The 14,952-nt window shown below is 40.4% G+C and carries 7 protein-coding genes, 21 tRNA genes and 2 rRNA genes (1 of these 30 only partly in view); 1 reads left to right on the top strand and 29 read right to left on the bottom strand.

The annotated features are described in order from the left end of the window. Window position 1 precedes the first annotated feature (1 nt). Window positions 2-1,402 carry an isochorismate synthase gene (locus tag NSS81_RS06455; protein WP_342432715.1) on the bottom strand — a complete coding sequence of 467 codons (1,401 nt, stop codon included), beginning with the start codon at window positions 1,400-1,402 and terminating at the stop codon, window positions 2-4. 359 nt (window positions 1,403-1,761) lie between these two features. Between NSS81_RS06455 and NSS81_RS06460 the strand changes: the two genes are divergently transcribed. After that, window positions 1,762-2,697: a 1,4-dihydroxy-2-naphthoate polyprenyltransferase gene (locus NSS81_RS06460; RefSeq protein ID WP_342432716.1), complete on the top strand. Its 936-nt coding sequence runs from the start codon at window positions 1,762-1,764 to the stop codon at window positions 2,695-2,697. A gap of 224 nt (window positions 2,698-2,921) precedes the next feature. On the opposite strand, the gene NSS81_RS06465 is transcribed toward NSS81_RS06460, so the two are convergent. The 28 genes from NSS81_RS06465 to NSS81_RS06600 form a co-directional block, all read right to left on the bottom strand. Further along, entirely contained in the window at window positions 2,922-5,315 is a 2,394-nt protein-coding gene (locus NSS81_RS06465; protein ID WP_342432717.1) for a glycogen/starch/alpha-glucan phosphorylase, read from the bottom strand. After that, window positions 5,305-6,753: a glycogen synthase GlgA gene (gene glgA, locus NSS81_RS06470; protein ID WP_342432718.1), complete on the bottom strand. Its 1,449-nt coding sequence runs from the start codon at window positions 6,751-6,753 to the stop codon at window positions 5,305-5,307. The genes NSS81_RS06465 and glgA overlap by 11 nt, the downstream gene beginning before the upstream one ends. After that, complete coding sequence (locus NSS81_RS06475) at window positions 6,750-7,781, bottom strand: sugar phosphate nucleotidyltransferase (RefSeq protein WP_342432719.1); 1,032 nt, start codon at window positions 7,779-7,781, stop codon at window positions 6,750-6,752. Before NSS81_RS06475 ends, glgA begins: the two co-directional genes overlap by 4 nt. Before the next feature lie 430 nt (window positions 7,782-8,211). Beyond that, a complete protein-coding gene (locus NSS81_RS06480) occupies window positions 8,212-9,357 on the bottom strand; it encodes a glucose-1-phosphate adenylyltransferase (protein ID WP_342432720.1) in 1,146 nt (381 codons plus the stop codon). Next, window positions 9,305-11,245 (bottom strand): 1,4-alpha-glucan branching protein GlgB, encoded by a 1,941-nt coding sequence (gene glgB / locus NSS81_RS06485; protein WP_342432721.1) that lies wholly within the window; start codon window positions 11,243-11,245, stop codon window positions 9,305-9,307. The genes NSS81_RS06480 and glgB overlap by 53 nt, the downstream gene beginning before the upstream one ends. Before the next feature lie 676 nt (window positions 11,246-11,921). Further along, a tRNA-Glu gene (locus tag NSS81_RS06490) sits at window positions 11,922-11,993 on the bottom strand. 9 nt (window positions 11,994-12,002) lie between these two features. Continuing rightward, window positions 12,003-12,093, bottom strand: a tRNA-Ser gene (locus NSS81_RS06495). A 6-nt stretch (window positions 12,094-12,099) separates the two neighbouring features. Then, a tRNA-Asn gene (locus NSS81_RS06500) sits at window positions 12,100-12,174 on the bottom strand. A gap of 150 nt (window positions 12,175-12,324) precedes the next feature. Continuing rightward, window positions 12,325-12,398: transfer RNA gene (locus tag NSS81_RS06505), tRNA-Ile, on the bottom strand. Window positions 12,399-12,403: 5 nt separating this feature from the next. Continuing rightward, window positions 12,404-12,477: transfer RNA gene (locus NSS81_RS06510), tRNA-Gly, on the bottom strand. Window positions 12,478-12,492: 15 nt separating this feature from the next. Further along, window positions 12,493-12,568, bottom strand: a tRNA-His gene (locus NSS81_RS06515). Window positions 12,569-12,596: 28 nt separating this feature from the next. Continuing rightward, window positions 12,597-12,672, bottom strand: a tRNA-Phe gene (locus NSS81_RS06520). Between the two features lie 57 nt (window positions 12,673-12,729). Then, window positions 12,730-12,806 (bottom strand) — tRNA-Asp (locus tag NSS81_RS06525). A 2-nt stretch (window positions 12,807-12,808) separates the two neighbouring features. Continuing rightward, window positions 12,809-12,882: transfer RNA gene (locus NSS81_RS06530), tRNA-Met, on the bottom strand. 22 nt (window positions 12,883-12,904) lie between these two features. Beyond that, a tRNA-Ser gene (locus NSS81_RS06535) sits at window positions 12,905-12,997 on the bottom strand. 14 nt (window positions 12,998-13,011) lie between these two features. Next, window positions 13,012-13,088: transfer RNA gene (locus NSS81_RS06540), tRNA-Ile, on the bottom strand. Between the two features lie 55 nt (window positions 13,089-13,143). Further along, a tRNA-Met gene (locus NSS81_RS06545) sits at window positions 13,144-13,220 on the bottom strand. 46 nt (window positions 13,221-13,266) lie between these two features. Next, window positions 13,267-13,342: transfer RNA gene (locus tag NSS81_RS06550), tRNA-Ala, on the bottom strand. A 16-nt stretch (window positions 13,343-13,358) separates the two neighbouring features. After that, window positions 13,359-13,435: transfer RNA gene (locus tag NSS81_RS06555), tRNA-Pro, on the bottom strand. 11 nt (window positions 13,436-13,446) lie between these two features. Further along, window positions 13,447-13,520, bottom strand: a tRNA-Arg gene (locus NSS81_RS06560). A gap of 62 nt (window positions 13,521-13,582) precedes the next feature. Then, window positions 13,583-13,671: transfer RNA gene (locus NSS81_RS06565), tRNA-Leu, on the bottom strand. 6 nt (window positions 13,672-13,677) lie between these two features. Then, window positions 13,678-13,752, bottom strand: a tRNA-Gly gene (locus NSS81_RS06570). Between the two features lie 31 nt (window positions 13,753-13,783). Beyond that, a tRNA-Leu gene (locus tag NSS81_RS06575) sits at window positions 13,784-13,868 on the bottom strand. A 34-nt stretch (window positions 13,869-13,902) separates the two neighbouring features. Beyond that, window positions 13,903-13,978 (bottom strand) — tRNA-Lys (locus tag NSS81_RS06580). Window positions 13,979-14,038: 60 nt separating this feature from the next. Continuing rightward, window positions 14,039-14,114: transfer RNA gene (locus NSS81_RS06585), tRNA-Thr, on the bottom strand. 5 nt (window positions 14,115-14,119) lie between these two features. Continuing rightward, window positions 14,120-14,195: transfer RNA gene (locus tag NSS81_RS06590), tRNA-Val, on the bottom strand. Window positions 14,196-14,207: 12 nt separating this feature from the next. Further along, window positions 14,208-14,324 (bottom strand): 5S ribosomal RNA (rrf, locus tag NSS81_RS06595). 128 nt (window positions 14,325-14,452) lie between these two features. Further along, window positions 14,453-14,952, bottom strand: a 23S ribosomal RNA gene (locus tag NSS81_RS06600); it runs 2,438 nt beyond the window's last position.

The following is a 14,952-nucleotide window of genomic DNA, read 5'->3' on the forward strand; positions in this document are numbered from 1 at the left end:
TTCAATTTCCTCCAAGCGCTCGAAGCATTGGTCTAAACTTTAAGCGTGTTTCCTGATATTCACTTTCAGAATCAGAATCTGCAACCACACCACAACCAGCAAACAAGGAAGCTTCTTTCCCCTGGATTAAACCAGAACGAATCGAGACAGCAAATTCTCCATTTGCGCGGTAATCAGCCCATCCAAGTGGGGCAGCATAAAATCCGCGCTCTAGTTCTTCCACTTCTCTAATTTTCTCAACGGCTTCTTGTTTTGGCAGACCGCCAAGAGCTGGTGTGGGATGAAGCCTCTCAACTAATAATAACAAGGAAGCATCTTCATGGCATTTACCGATCACTGGTGTATAAAGGTGCTGAATATCCCTAATTTTCATTAGTTGAGGCTTTTCAGGCAGGATGATTTCCTTGCACGACTCTTCTAAAGCTTCCTTAATCATTTCCACAACAAATCCGTGCTCGATAAGGTTTTTTTTATCATTTAATAATTTTTCTCCTAATACCCGGTCCTCTTCCTCTGACTTCCCCCGTGGTATTGAACCTGCCAAGCATGTGGAGTACACTTTGTTTGCCTGTTTTTTCACAAGCCTCTCCGGCGTGGCACCCACAAAGCAATCTCCATTGGATTCAAATACAAAAATAAAGCTTTCTCGCTGCTGTCTATAGAGATTTGCCAGAACCCCTTCTGCCATAACATGGTGATCAAAGGACAATCGCAATTCACGGGCAAGGACTACCTTTTTCAATGGTCCTTCCTTTACGTCACTAACCACTTCTTCAACCGACTTTTTCCACTTATCTGGAGATATTTCCTTAATATCAAGGAGATTCGCAGCTCTGACCTCATAGTTTTCTTTAAGAGAACTTAACAACTGAGATCTCTCTGCAATCACTTTTTCAAATAGGGTAATATCATCATTTGGTGTACAAACGATATTAGTCGTTAAAAAGGTCTGATTCTCGAAGACGGTTAACATATATTTGGGAATATGGAATAATGAATCTGCATATTTTGACCAAAGCTCTGTTTTCTTCTTACTTGGGTCAAAAGAAAATCCGCCAAACATCACAGGGCCCAAACCGTTTTCAGGATAAGGATTAAAAACAAAACTGTCCCTTAAAAACTTTTTCCATTCATCCTCAACATGAAAAAAGCGGTCAGTAGCCTGATCCGACTGAATTTGTTTTGATATACCAAGCCCCACTAGTACAATTGATTCTTTCGGGTCTTTCCAATAAAAGCGTTCCCCCAGAAAGCTTTCTCTTCCACTATTGAAAAAAGCTAACGGATTAATCGAGTCCACATTATGAACTTCACTAATTAAAATAGGACGTCCAAGTTTTTGTGAACGATTAACAGCCAAAAGACCTCGTTCCTTTAATTCCATTTCCTGAATGGTAACCAAAAAAATCCCTCCAAAACAGCCATATGACTGCAATCCATTCATTTTACAGCTTAATTTAAGATACTACACTAATTGTAAAGAAGTAAATTATACTTGTCACTACCTAAGCTCATTCATTCTATATTATATATCAAAAGTTTTGTGTCAGGTTGTTTTCAATTTATTCGTTAATTACATTTTCCCTCGATTAATAACATTATAGTCATACAGGAATTATCTACTAAATCGGCTAGTAAATATCCATTGACACTACTCGGCAGATTCCATACACTTAGGTTTGGAAAGAATCTTTGTCCAAGTACAATCTAAATATACAAACTATAAAAAATGACTACTTTTTAAAGGGAGAGAACTCAAGAATGCAGACAAATTTACAGCATAGTTCAAAACCTGCTGTTGAGTCAAACCGTGGTTTCCAGGTTTGGTGGCAAATGACTCGTCCACATACATTAACCGCATCTTTTGTTCCTGTATTACTCGGAACAGCACTGGCACTTCAGTTTGGAAAAACACATCTTGGACTATTTATAGCGATGTTACTTGCTAGCCTATTAATCCAAGCGGCAACAAATATGTTTAATGAGTATTATGATTTTAAGCGCGGCTTGGATAACGAGCATTCAGTTGGGATTGGCGGTACAATCGTCCGCGATGGCATGAAGCCAAAAACAGTGATGAAAATTGCCTTAAGCTTATATGGAATTTCATTGCTATTGGGCATTTATATCTGCATGAGTAGCAGTTGGATGTTGGCATTAGTTGGCCTTATTTGTATGGCATTTGGTTACTTATATAGCGGCGGTCCTTTACCGATTGCTTATACACCATTTGGTGAATTATTTTCTGGATTCTTCATGGGCATGCTAATTACCCTAATCACCTTTTTCATTCAAACTGGAACTGTTACAACTACTAGTATTCTTGTTTCTATTCCGATTTTCATCCTAGTGGGAGCGATTAATTTTTCGAATAATATTCGCGACCTTGATGGTGATAAGGAGAATGGGCGTAAAACACTTGCTATTCTTTTAGGCAAACAGAAGGCAGTTTATTTGCTAGCGATCATGTTCATTGTATCTTATCTTTGGGTTATCGGTCTCATTATTTATGCGGTGACACCAATTTGGAGTGCTCTCGTCGTTCTAAGTGCACCAAAGGCAATTAAAGCAATCAAAGCCTTTTTTGCAGGAACCACACAGCTTCAAATGGCTCCAGCAATGAAGGCTACTGCACAAACAAACACGATTTTCGGCTTTTTACTCGCGATTGGTGTTTTTATTGGCTACTTTATATAAAAAACTTCTGCCGTTTTGGCAGAAGTTTTTTATATATAGGCTGTAATAAAGGTCATATGGTGATTATAAAACTTGTTGATTGGAGCGGAAGGCACGAGACTCCTGCGGGAGTACGGGGCTGGGGAGACTCCGCAGGCGCTTTAGCGCCAAGGAGGCTCCCCGGCACGCCCGCGGAAAGCGAAGTGCCTGGAGCTCCAATCAACAGGCAAGTTTAACTAAGCCTATTATACAGGCTTGATCCCCCAAATTTGATCGGCGTATTCCTTAATGGTTCGGTCACTTGAAAAATAACCAGCATGGGCGATATTTATTAGGCACTTTCTTTGCCAAACCTGTTGATCCTTAAAGGTTACTCCAATCGTTTTTTGAATATCAGCATATGGCGCAAAATCCTTAAGAACGAAGTATTGATCGTTCTCCTCAAGCAAGGAATCAAAAATAGGTTCGAATTCATTGTACACACCTGGGAAAAAGCCATTTACTAGTTGGTCTACTGCCTGCCGGATACGGCTATCATGATGATAATATTCTTTCGATTGATAGCCTCCATGCTGTGAATAATGGAGAACTTCGTCTGCAGTAAGTCCATATGTAAAGATATTGGCATCACCGACTAATTCATGAATCTCAATATTGGCACCGTCTAAGGTACCTACTGTTAAGGCACCATTAATCATAAATTTCATATTTCCAGTACCGGACGCCTCTTTACTGGCGGTGGAAATTTGTTCACTTAAGTCAGCTGCAGGGAACACCTTTTCTGCAAGAGACACACGATAATTTTCGAGAAAGATTACCTTCATTTTCTCTCCGATAACTGGATCATTATTTACCTTTTCAGCAACTGTATTAATAAGTTTAATTATTTTTTTGGCGTAATAATAACCAGGAGACGCTTTTGCTCCAAAAATGAAAACTCGAGGAACCATAGAGAAACTTGAATCTTCTTTAATCCAGTTATAGAGATACATAATGTGCAATACCTTTAGCAGCTGTCTTTTATAGGCATGAAGCCGTTTAACTTGAATATCAAATATCGCACTTGGGTCGACGATGACCCCGTTTTTACTTTGAATGATTGTGGCAAGTCTTTGCTTGTTTTCATTTTTTATTTTCAAGAGCTGCTTTAGAAATGAAGGATCATTTTCATATTTAAGCAGTTGGATAAGCTCTCTTGGTGAATGGGTCCATGAAGACCCAATCGATTCTGAAATTAACGATGATAGGGGCGGGTTTGCCTTTAACAACCAGCGGCGATGGGCGATTCCATTGGTTTTATTATTAAATTTTTCTGGAAAAAGCTGATAAAACTCCTTCATCTCACGTTTCTTAAGAATTTCAGTATGAAGCTTTGCCACCCCATTAACACTGAAACTTCCGACTATAGCCAAATGAGCCATTCTTACAAAACCATCACCGATAATTGCTAACTTTCCTATTCGTTCCCATTCACCTGTATACTGTTCCCATAGCTCTCTGCAAAATCGCTCATTAATTTCTTCAACAATCATATAAATCCTCGGTAACAAAGGCTGGAAAATCCTAATCGGCCATTTTTCCAATGCTTCTGACAATGTCGTATGATTGGTATATGAAATCGTATGATTGGTTATTTCCCATGCTTGTTCCCAAGCAAAGCCTTCCTCATCAACTAGAATTCTCATTAACTCTGGAATAGCCAATACTGGGTGGGTATCGTTAATATGGATACATACATGTTGATGGAAATCTTTTAAATCTCCATGTTGTTTGCGATACAATCGAATAATCGACTGAATACTAGCTGATACCAAAAAATATTGTTGCTTCAGCCGTAAGATTTTCCCTTCATCATGGGTATCATCGGGATATAAAAGCTCTGAAACGGATTCGGTTTCCCTTTTATATTTTAATATATCTGCATGAACAGGGAATTGCGATGGATCAGCATTCCAAAGTCTTAATGTATTAATTGTCCCGGTATTATAACCAATGACAGGCATGTCGTGAGGTACCGCCGTTACCGTTTCTGCATTCAAATGTTGAAAGACAAGACGGCCGTTATCGACCCTTCCTTCAACCTTCCCCCAAAAAGGTATTTTCACAGCCAAGTCCACTTTACGGATTTCCCAGACATTCCCGCTTCTTAGCCATTGCTCTGGGAGCTCAACTTGGTAGCCATCAACAATTTTCTGCTCAAATAGGCCATGTTTGTAGCGAATTCCATGTCCGTGCCCTGGAAGATTAAGCGTTGCAAGTGAATCCAGAAAACAGGCGGCCAATCTTCCCAAGCCGCCATTTCCTAAACCAGCATCTGCCTCTAATTCCTCAAGTTCACTTAAATCTATTCCAAGTTCTTGAAGTCCCTCTTGGACCGTTTCCTCAATACCTAAATTAATTAAGTTCTGCCTTAGAAGTTTACCCAGTAAAAATTCAATTGAGAGGTAATAGACTTGCTTTTCTCTTGTAGAATGATAACGCTCATTTGTTTTAATCCAATCATTGCTTACAAATTCTCGTATCATATTTCCCAGTGTTTGATAATGGTCTCTGTCTGAACTCTCAGAAAAGCTTTTACCGCATACCATTTCAAGTCTTTTTAAAAAGGTATTCTTAAACTCTATCGTACTAGAAAACATGGGTTTCACTCCTTGAGATGAGCTCTGCATATAACTGGTTATACCTAAATGCTGATTGAGCCCAGCTATTATCCTTGTCCATCGCTGTTTGAACGATTGTTCCCCAAGCCTCGTCATGATAAAAGTTTAATGCCCGTTTGATTGTATACAGCATGTCATGGGCACTAAAGTGTTTAAAAGAAAACCCGTTTCCTTCACCTGTATGTTCATTCCATGATTTTACCGTGTCATTAAGACCGCCTGTTTCTCTAACAATTGGAACAGCACCATATTTCATCGCAATCAATTGACCAAGACCACAAGGCTCAAAGCGGGAAGGCATTAAAAACAAATCAGCACCAGCATACAGTTTATGAGCAAGACTCTCATTAAAACCGATGTGTACCTTTAATTTTTCAGGGTAAATACTTGCTGCCTGCCGCAAGTATTCTTCGTACTCATAATCTCCAGTTCCGAGGACGATAAGCTGCAAATCCTCCTGTAAAATTTCTCTAAGGATACTTTTTACGAGATCCAGACCTTTTTGTTTAGTAAGTCTAGTAATCATCACCATTAACGGTGTTTCAGAGCTTTGCGGCAGCCCAAAATATTTTTGGACCTCACTTTTGTTTACAGATTTTTTTGCAGAGTCTTTTGTCGTATAGGTTTGATAAATGAGCGGGTCATTGGCTGGATTATAAAATTCTTCATCAATCCCATTCAAGATTCCAAACAAATCCTCTTCTCTTGTTTTTAAAAGACCTTCCAGTTTTTCACCATATTCGACACTTTGTATTTCCTGTTTATAGGTTGGGCTGACAGTTGTAATTTTGTCGGCTGCTACAAGTGCCCCTTTCATAAAGTTAATATTTCCGAAAAACTCTAAATGCTCAGGGTGAAATAACTTAAAATCTAACCCCAACAAGTCTCCTAATGTTTCTTTTGGAAAAACCCCTTGGAATTGCAGGTTATGAATGGTAAAAACAGTACGAATGAGACCATATCCTTTGCGCTTGTAATATTCCATCCTTAGCAGAAATGGAATCATTGCCGTATGCCAATCATGGCAATGCAAAACATCCGGATAAAAGTCGAGATGCGCTAAGGCTTCCAAAACAGCCCGATTGAAATACGCAAACCGTTCTCCATCATCAAAATATCCATAAAGCCCATCCCGCTTAAAGTAGTACTCATTATCGATAAAATAATAAGTAACATCTTTATAGCTGAGTTCTTCAATTCCACAATATTGATTTCTCCAGCCGACTGGAACGGTAAATTCCTTTATCTTTTTCATTTTACTTTTATGGCTCTCGGCAATCGTTCCATATTTGGGGAGCATGACCCTGACATCAGTACCAAGACTTTTCAGTTCTTTAGGAAGGGACCCTGCTACATCTGCAAGCCCCCCGGATTTAGCAAACGGTCCGCACTCGGATACAGCAAATAATACTTTCACGAGTTCATCAACGCTCCTTGTTTCGTACCTTTCCGAACAACAAATGGAGTAGCCGCTGATCCCGTCAGGATGGCTCCAGCCTCTACCTTCACATCTTTATCTAAAATAACGGAATCCAGGTAACAATCATCTTCGATTTGGCATTTTTGCATGATGATACTATTCTTGATGACGACTCCCTTTCCAATTTTCACACCTCTGGCGATGATACTATTTTCAATACTACCACTTACTAAGCATCCATTAGCAATCATTGTATTTTTCACACTGGCCCCCTTAAAATATCGAGTGGGCGGCTCATCTTTTACCTTAGTGATAATTGGCTGGTCTTTTAAGAATAATTGCTTCCAAACATCCGATTTCAACAAACTCATACTAGTAGAAAAATAGTTTTGGATGGAATTAATCATCATTGTATATCCTGCATATTCATAGCGGCAAATGGAGTAGAGATTTTTAAGGTCCATTACTACATCCCGCATGCATGTATATCCTGTTTCATTTCTTGTTTCAATTAATTTAATTAGTAAAGAGGTTTTGACTAAATACATCTCCATCGAAGACCCATCTTTATGATAAATTTCGGTGATATCACAATTTGAATCAATATGCCAATCTAACAGGGGTCTGAAATTCATATTAAAAACGGTATAACAATTCGTAATGATTGAATACTCCTGCGAGCTGCGATAGAAGAAGTCTATATTTGCACCAAATTGTTCAAATGAACCTATTTTATTATTATCATAATCAACAATTGGTGATGGGAAAAAGAAAAGACCATCTCGTTTTCGGTTTAAGTCCCAATTTTTCCCTGAACCAAGATGATCCATTAACGAACGGTACGTCATTTTCGGAAAGATTGCTACGCTCCGAATTCCTGAGTTCACCATATTCGATAGAACAAAATCAATAATACGATAGCGCCCTGCAAAAGGCAGTGCTGCCAGTGAACGGTGGGTCAAAAGTTCCTCTAAATCATCATGATAAGTGGTTGCATCTATAACACCTAATAGCTTTCTTTTCAATTCCGAGTCCCTCCCAAAATAAAGCCTGAGACGCCGCCTGATTTGATTAATTGGCGCCCTTAGCTAGACAGTTCCCATAGTTTTAATTGTTTTTATGAATTAATCGAGAACACCCGTTTCTTTAGAATAGGATGAATCGATTAAAATTTTACAAACACCTGTTCTTATGTTAAATATAGTTGTATCATCGTTCTTTGAAAACTACACATAGGAGGTTGCTACCCGAAAGGCTTGATAGCGTAAAATGTGTAAGCATCTTCGCCTCCACACTCACCGAAGTAGCGAAAACCAAGCAAAGTAGGGAGTGTTGCGAACTGGATGGACAAGACTTTCACTTTTTTAACCGTAGGGACTACGGGGTTAGCCTGCTAAGATAACTGGTGGTTACACTGGTGTTCGCAGGAATCTTGCTACTTAAGTGGCAAGTAGTTCAAATTACAGGATATAACTCACTTAACATTTCCTCAGTCACTAGAATAATTTCATTATCTAAAGACCGAATAATCGTCCCATCAGGAATAGAGACATCACATGGAATAATCGCCTTTTCTATCTTCACGTTTTTTCCAATGATTGCATCTGGCATAATAACAGACTCTCTGATAATTGAACCTTTTCCAACACTAACCCCTTGAAATAGCACCGATTTATCAATTTCCCCTTCAATCGTACAGCCTTCATTAATTAGTGACTCTTTTACTATTGCTTCAGAGGAAATATACTGTGGAGGCTGATTAGGATTGACTGAATAGATCCTCCAATCATGATCAAACAAATCTAGTGTACATTCATCATTTAATAGATCCATGTTTGCTTCCCACAGACTTTGTACCGTACCGACATCTTTCCAATAGCCTTTAAACGGATAAGCATATAATTTCTTTTTTTCCTCTAAAAGCATAGGAATGACATCTTTACCGAAATCGTGGCTTGAGCTGGCAGTTCTTGCATCCATTTCTAAATATTCTTTCAGTACATTCCAGTTAAAGATATAGATGCCCATTGAAGCAAGATTGTTCTTTGGATTAGCAGGCTTTTCCTCAAATTCTGTTACTCTCATATCCTCGTTTGTATTCATAATTCCAAACCGGCTTGCTTCAGCCCATGGGACTTCAATTAAGGAAATGGTGACATCCGCTCGCTGTTGGATATGATATTCCAGCATGTTTTCATAGTTCATTTTGTAAATATGATCGCCTGAAAGGATTAATACATATTCAGGCTGATATTGTTTCAAGTAATTAAGGTTTTGATAAATGGCGCTTGCCGTACCTGTATACCATTTAACCTCCGATGACTCACTGTATGGGGGTAATACGGTTACGCCTCCATCCTTACGATCAAGATCCCATGCACTGCCAATCCCAATGTAGGAATTCAGGACCAACGGCTGATATTGTGTTAAAACCCCAACAGTGTCAATTCCAGAATTAGCACAGTTGCTCAAAGTAAAATCAATTATTCGGTATTTTCCTCCAAATGGCACTGCAGGCTTCGCAAGGTCTTTCGTTAAAGAATTCAGCCTACTTCCTTTCCCTCCTGCTAATAACATGGCTACGCACTTTTTCTTTGCCATTACCTAATCTCTCCTTTCGTTTTTTCACTTTCCGAATGATTTGAAAACCATAAGGCGGGATTACCACTTCAATCGAAAATGGGTTACTATGAAACGGCTCTTCTAAAGCCCTAATTGTCTTTTTATTAACATTGCTGGCACCGCCATACTCCTCCAGGTCACTTGAAAAAGCTTCGCGGAACTCGCCTAAAACTGGAACTCCGATTTTATAATCTGAATAACCAATGCCTGTAAAATTACAAAGGATTATTAAGAAATCATCTGCAGTTTTCCCTTTGCGTATAAAAGAAAAAATTGATTGTTCTTGATTATTCGCATCAATCCATTCAAATCCATTTTGTATATGATCAAGCTCGTAAAGGGGTTTCGATCGTTTGTAAAACTTTGTTAATTGCTTAACATACTTGTTTACCTTTTGGTGCATGTCATAATCTAATAGATGCCAATCCAATTGTTCTTTATCCTTCCATTCTGAAAACTGCCCTATTTCAAATCCCATAAATAAATGCTTTTTACCAGGGTGTGCAAACATAAAACCAAGCAGTAAACGCAGCTGAGCAAACTTTTCCCAATAATCACCCGGCATTTTATCAAGCAGCGACTTTTTTCCATGAACCACTTCATCATGCGAAATTGGAAGCATGAAATTTTCTGAAAAGGCATAAAAGAGAGAAAAAGTAACTTTTGAGTGAACACTGGAGCGGGAGTATGGCGGGGTTTCTACATACTCTAGAATGTCATTCATCCACCCCATATTCCATTTATAATCGAAACCTAAGCCTCCATAATGGACGGGAGCAGTCACATTTGGGAAGTCAGTAGAGTCCTCTCCGATCATTAAGAATGTGGGGTCAAAATCATGAACCTCTTTATTTAATTTTTTCAAAAAGGAAAGACCCATTGGGTTTTCCTGTTTTTCTGCAGCATTCGGCCAATAAATAATGTTTGCGACTGCATCCATCCTAAATCCATCAACATGGAAATACTCCATCCAAAAAAATGCATTTGAGATAAGAAAGCTTTGGACTTCTCCTTTACCTAAGTCAAAGTTCGCTGTTCCCCAGACTAAATTCTCCCTATCACTCTCGTTGCTATAAGAATATATATGCGTCCCATCGAAATTGTATAGACCATGTGCGTCTTTACAAAAATGCCCTGGTACCCAATCAAGGATGACACCTATTCCATTCTGGTGACATTGGTCAACAAAATACATTAAGTCCTCTGGCTTACCATAACGAGATGTCGCCGAAAAATATCCTGTTCCCTGATATCCCCAAGATATATCTAGCGGGTGTTCGATAAGCGGTAATAATTCAATATGTGTAAACCCATGCTCAACCACATATGGAATAAGTTCCGAAGCCAGTTCTTTATATGATAGAAACTCCCCATTTGAATGCTTCTTCCAAGAACCAAGATGGACTTCATAGATGATCTCTGGTTCAGATAGGATATTTCTTTTTTCTCTTTGTTGGATCCAAAGGTTATCTTTCCATTTATAGTTTTTTATGGAGTAGACAATCGAAGCAGTGTTTGGTCTTAGTTCAGAGAAAAAGGCAAATGGATCTGCTTTTAAGATTCTTTCACCATTTGCTGTGAATATCTCATATTTGTATAAGCTTCCATCCATGTCGTGATTAACAATAAGAATCCAGACACCTTCTTTGTTTATCCTTTGTAAATCATAGCCTTCTCCATTCCATCCATTAAAATCGCCTACAAGTCTTACCTTTAATGCATTCGGAGCCCATACACAAAATCTTGTGACAACCTTTTCGGAATTCCTCAATATATGCGCACCAAATAGTTGATGACTTTGAAAAAGGTTTCCCTCATGAAATAAATGCAACTGAAAATCCGTAGGAAATAAAGTATTCACTGCCATTGTTAACCTCATCCTCATGAAAATATGTATTTCAAAGGTTAATTATAAGTGCAATTTTCATATATTCCTCGTGAAACTTTTTTATCTTTTCTGACAATTAGCGATAAAACATTCTAGCATTCTCTATTTTTTTTCAAAATTCAACACAAAACGACAAGGTTTTTATCACCTAATGACAAAAATACCTAAAGTTTTTTAGTTTTTCAGGTAAAAAATATTATTTGATTTGTGAGAAATATCACCATTACAAATTCAACCTTTTGGTCAAATGTAAGCGTTATCAACGGTTTTTTCGAAGGGGGGAAAAATAAGAAGATATATTAATATAGCAATATAAGGAAACGAACAACGCTGCTTAGGTTCCACAAATTACTAGTATTATGAAACTGGATTATCACTAAGTTTAGAGAATGTTTAACAACACTAATCTTGATTAATAATCACGATCTCCGGGTATCGTTCCTTTAAACACCATTCATCTTGTTTATTGGGAACGATTCTTCGAGTATCGTTCCCTTCAACATCATTCATCTTGTTTAATAGGCACGATTCTTCGAGTATCGTTCCCTATATAACCAATAATCCAGCTTAGCGGGCACGATACGATAGAGCTGCAACTGTAGTAAAATCTTAAAATACAAAAAAGGCTGATGACAAATGTCATCAGCCTTAAATATGACCCCTACGGGATTCGAACCCGTGTTACCTCCGTGAAAGGGAGGTGTCTTAACCACTTGACCAAGGGGCCTTAATATAATGGCGGAGAAGGAGGGATTTGAACCCTCGCGCCGGTCACCCGACCTACACCCTTAGCAGGGGCGCCTCTTCAGCCTCTTGAGTACTTCCCCAAAATATGGCTCCGCAGGTAGGACTCGAACCTACGACCGATCGGTTAACAGCCGATAGCTCTACCACTGAGCTACTGCGGAATAATTAAAGTTGTTGCCTAAACCTTTATTTGTTACTGTGTCACCACCTCAGTAAGTAACGCAAGAAGCATCTCGGTGTGTACAACTCGCAGTATATTCATGATGTTATGCTCGTCCTACCACTGAGCTACTGCGGAATAATATTAAAAATGGGCCTAAATGGACTCGAACCATCGACCTCACGCTTATCAGGCGTGCGCTCTAACCAGCTGAGCTATAGGCCCTTAATTGGAGCGGGTGAAGAGAATCGAACTCTCATCATCAGCTTGGAAGGCTGAGGTTTTACCACTAAACTACACCCGCATTATCATTTTATAATGGGGCGACTGATGGGAATCGAACCCACGAATGCCTGAACCACAATCAGGTGCGTTAACCACTTCGCCACAATCGCCACTATACTATTATTAAATTAAAATAAATGGTGGCTCAGGACGGAATCGAACCGCCGACACAAGGATTTTCAGTCCTTTGCTCTACCGACTGAGCTACTGAGCCATGATTAATATTGTTTCCTAAACTTTTACTGAGCCATTTATAATTCTTTTTTAAAAATGGCGGTCCGGACGGGACTCGAACCCGCGACCTCCTGCGTGACAGGCAGGCATTCTAACCAACTGAACTACCGGACCAATTGCGGGGACAGGATTTGAACCTGCGACCTTCGGGTTATGAGCCCGACGAGCTACCGGACTGCTCCACCCCGCGACAATAAAATATTAAAATAATATGGAGGAGGAAGAGGGATTCGAACCCCCGCGCGGTATGACCCGCCTGTCGGTTTTCAAGACCGATCCCTTCAGCCGAACTTGGGTATTCCTCCAAATAAAAAATTACTGGTGGACCTTGTAGGACTCGAACCTACGACCGGACGGTTATGAGCCGTCTGCTCTAACCAGCTGAGCTAAAGGTCCAAGTTAAAGTTCTTAAAACTAGAAAGTTTTAATTTAAAAGGTATAAAATTATATTTGGTAGCGGCGGAGGGAGTCGAACCCCCGACCTTTCGGGTATGAACCGAACGCTCTAGCCAGCTGAGCTACACCGCCAAATATATAATTATATTGAAAGTTTTTTCACCATCGTGAAAAAATTTGGTGGAGCCTAGCGGGATCGAACCGCTGACCTCCTGCGTGCAAGGCAGGCGCTCTCCCAGCTGAGCTAAGGCCCCAAAATGATGTTAAGAATGGTCGGGAAGACAGGATTCGAACCTGCGACCCCTTGGTCCCAAACCAAGTGCTCTACCAAGCTGAGCTACTTCCCGAAAGAAAACAATGCGCCCGGCGGGAGTCGAACCTACAACCTTCTGATTCGTAGTCAGATGCTCTATCCAATTGAGCTACGGGCGCATATTAATAAAAATTATTTGTTCTTGCAAAAAACTTGGTTATTTTACTTTTGTAAAAAACCTTGGTGCCGAGGACCGGAATCGAACCGGTACGGTAGTCACCTACCGCAGGATTTTAAGTCCTGTGCGTCTGCCAGTTCCGCCACCCCGGCATTTTATGGAGCGGAAGACGGGATTCGAACCCGCGACCCCCACCTTGGCAAGGTGATGTTCTACCACTGAACTACTTCCGCATTTATAATAAGTCTTTGTCAATTACAAAAATGGTGCGGGTGAAGGGAGTCGAACCCCCACGCCTTGCGGCGCCAGATCCTAAGTCTGGTGCGTCTGCCAATTCCGCCACACCCGCATATAAAAAGTTATTTTGCTAGTGCAAAAAACTTTGGTGAGCCATGAAGGATTCGAACCTTCGACCCTCTGATTAAAAGTCAGATGCTCTACCAACTGAGCTAATGGCTCAAATAATACTTATTATAAAAAACTAGTTCTTTTTGCTTAAAATCAAAGCAATAAGAAGCATGGTGCCGGCGAGAGGACTTGAACCCCCAACCTACTGATTACAAGTCAGTTGCTCTACCAATTGAGCTACCCCGGCACATATGGTGGAGGATGACGGGCTCGAACCGCCGACCCTCTGCTTGTAAGGCAGATGCTCTCCCAGCTGAGCTAATCCTCCATATTTGTAACAGCCTGGCAACGTCCTACTCTCACAGGGGCGCCTGCCCCAACTACCATCGGCGCTGAGAAGCTTAACTTCCGTGTTCGGTATGGGAACGGGTGTGACCTTCTCGCCATAATTACCAGACTATTTATAAGACATAATTTATTATAATGTCTTTTTAAGATTTTGCAAGAGGAAATTTCAAAAATTCTCATTCCCTCAAAACTAGATAATGCTTGAAGAAGAAAGTAAAACAAGTTCGCCTTTTAAATATGGTTAAGTCCTCGAACGATTAGTATCAGTCAGCTCCACACGTCACCGTGCTTCCACCTCTGACCTATCAACCTGATCATCTTTCAGGGTTCTTACTAGCTTGACGCTATGGGAAATCTCATCTTGAGGGGGGCTTCATGCTTAGATGCTTTCAGCACTTATCCCGTCCGCACATAGCTACCCAGCGATGCCTTTGGCAAGACAACTGGTACACCAGCGGTGCGTCCATCCCGGTCCTCTCGTACTAAGGACAGCTCCTCTCAAATTTCCTGCGCCCACGACGGATAGGGACCGAACTGTCTCACGACGTTCTGAACCCAGCTCGCGTACCGCTTTAATGGGCGAACAGCCCAACCCTTGGGACCGACTACAGCCCCAGGATGCGATGAGCCGACATCGAGGTGCCAAACCTCCCCGTCGATGTGGACTCTTGGGGGAGATAAGCCTGTTATCCCCGGGGTAGCTTTTATCCGTTGAGCGATGGCCCTTCCATGCGGAA

Origin of the sequence: Neobacillus sp. FSL H8-0543 (assembly GCF_038592905.1) — a bacterium.
In the GTDB taxonomy this organism is placed as follows: domain Bacteria; phylum Bacillota; class Bacilli; order Bacillales; family Cytobacillaceae; genus Neobacillus.

Excerpts from the sequence above, each read along its gene's own strand:
- NSS81_RS06460 (WP_342432716.1), top strand. The coding sequence starts at position 1,762 with ATGCAGACAAATTTACAGCATAGTTCAAAACCTGCTGTTGAGTCAAAC.
- NSS81_RS06465 (WP_342432717.1), bottom strand. The coding sequence starts at position 5,315 with ATGTTTTCTAGTACGATAGAGTTTAAGAATACCTTTTTAAAAAGACTT.
- NSS81_RS06480 (WP_342432720.1), bottom strand. The coding sequence starts at position 9,357 with ATGGCAAAGAAAAAGTGCGTAGCCATGTTATTAGCAGGAGGGAAAGGA.
- glgB (WP_342432721.1), bottom strand. The coding sequence starts at position 11,245 with ATGGCAGTGAATACTTTATTTCCTACGGATTTTCAGTTGCATTTATTT.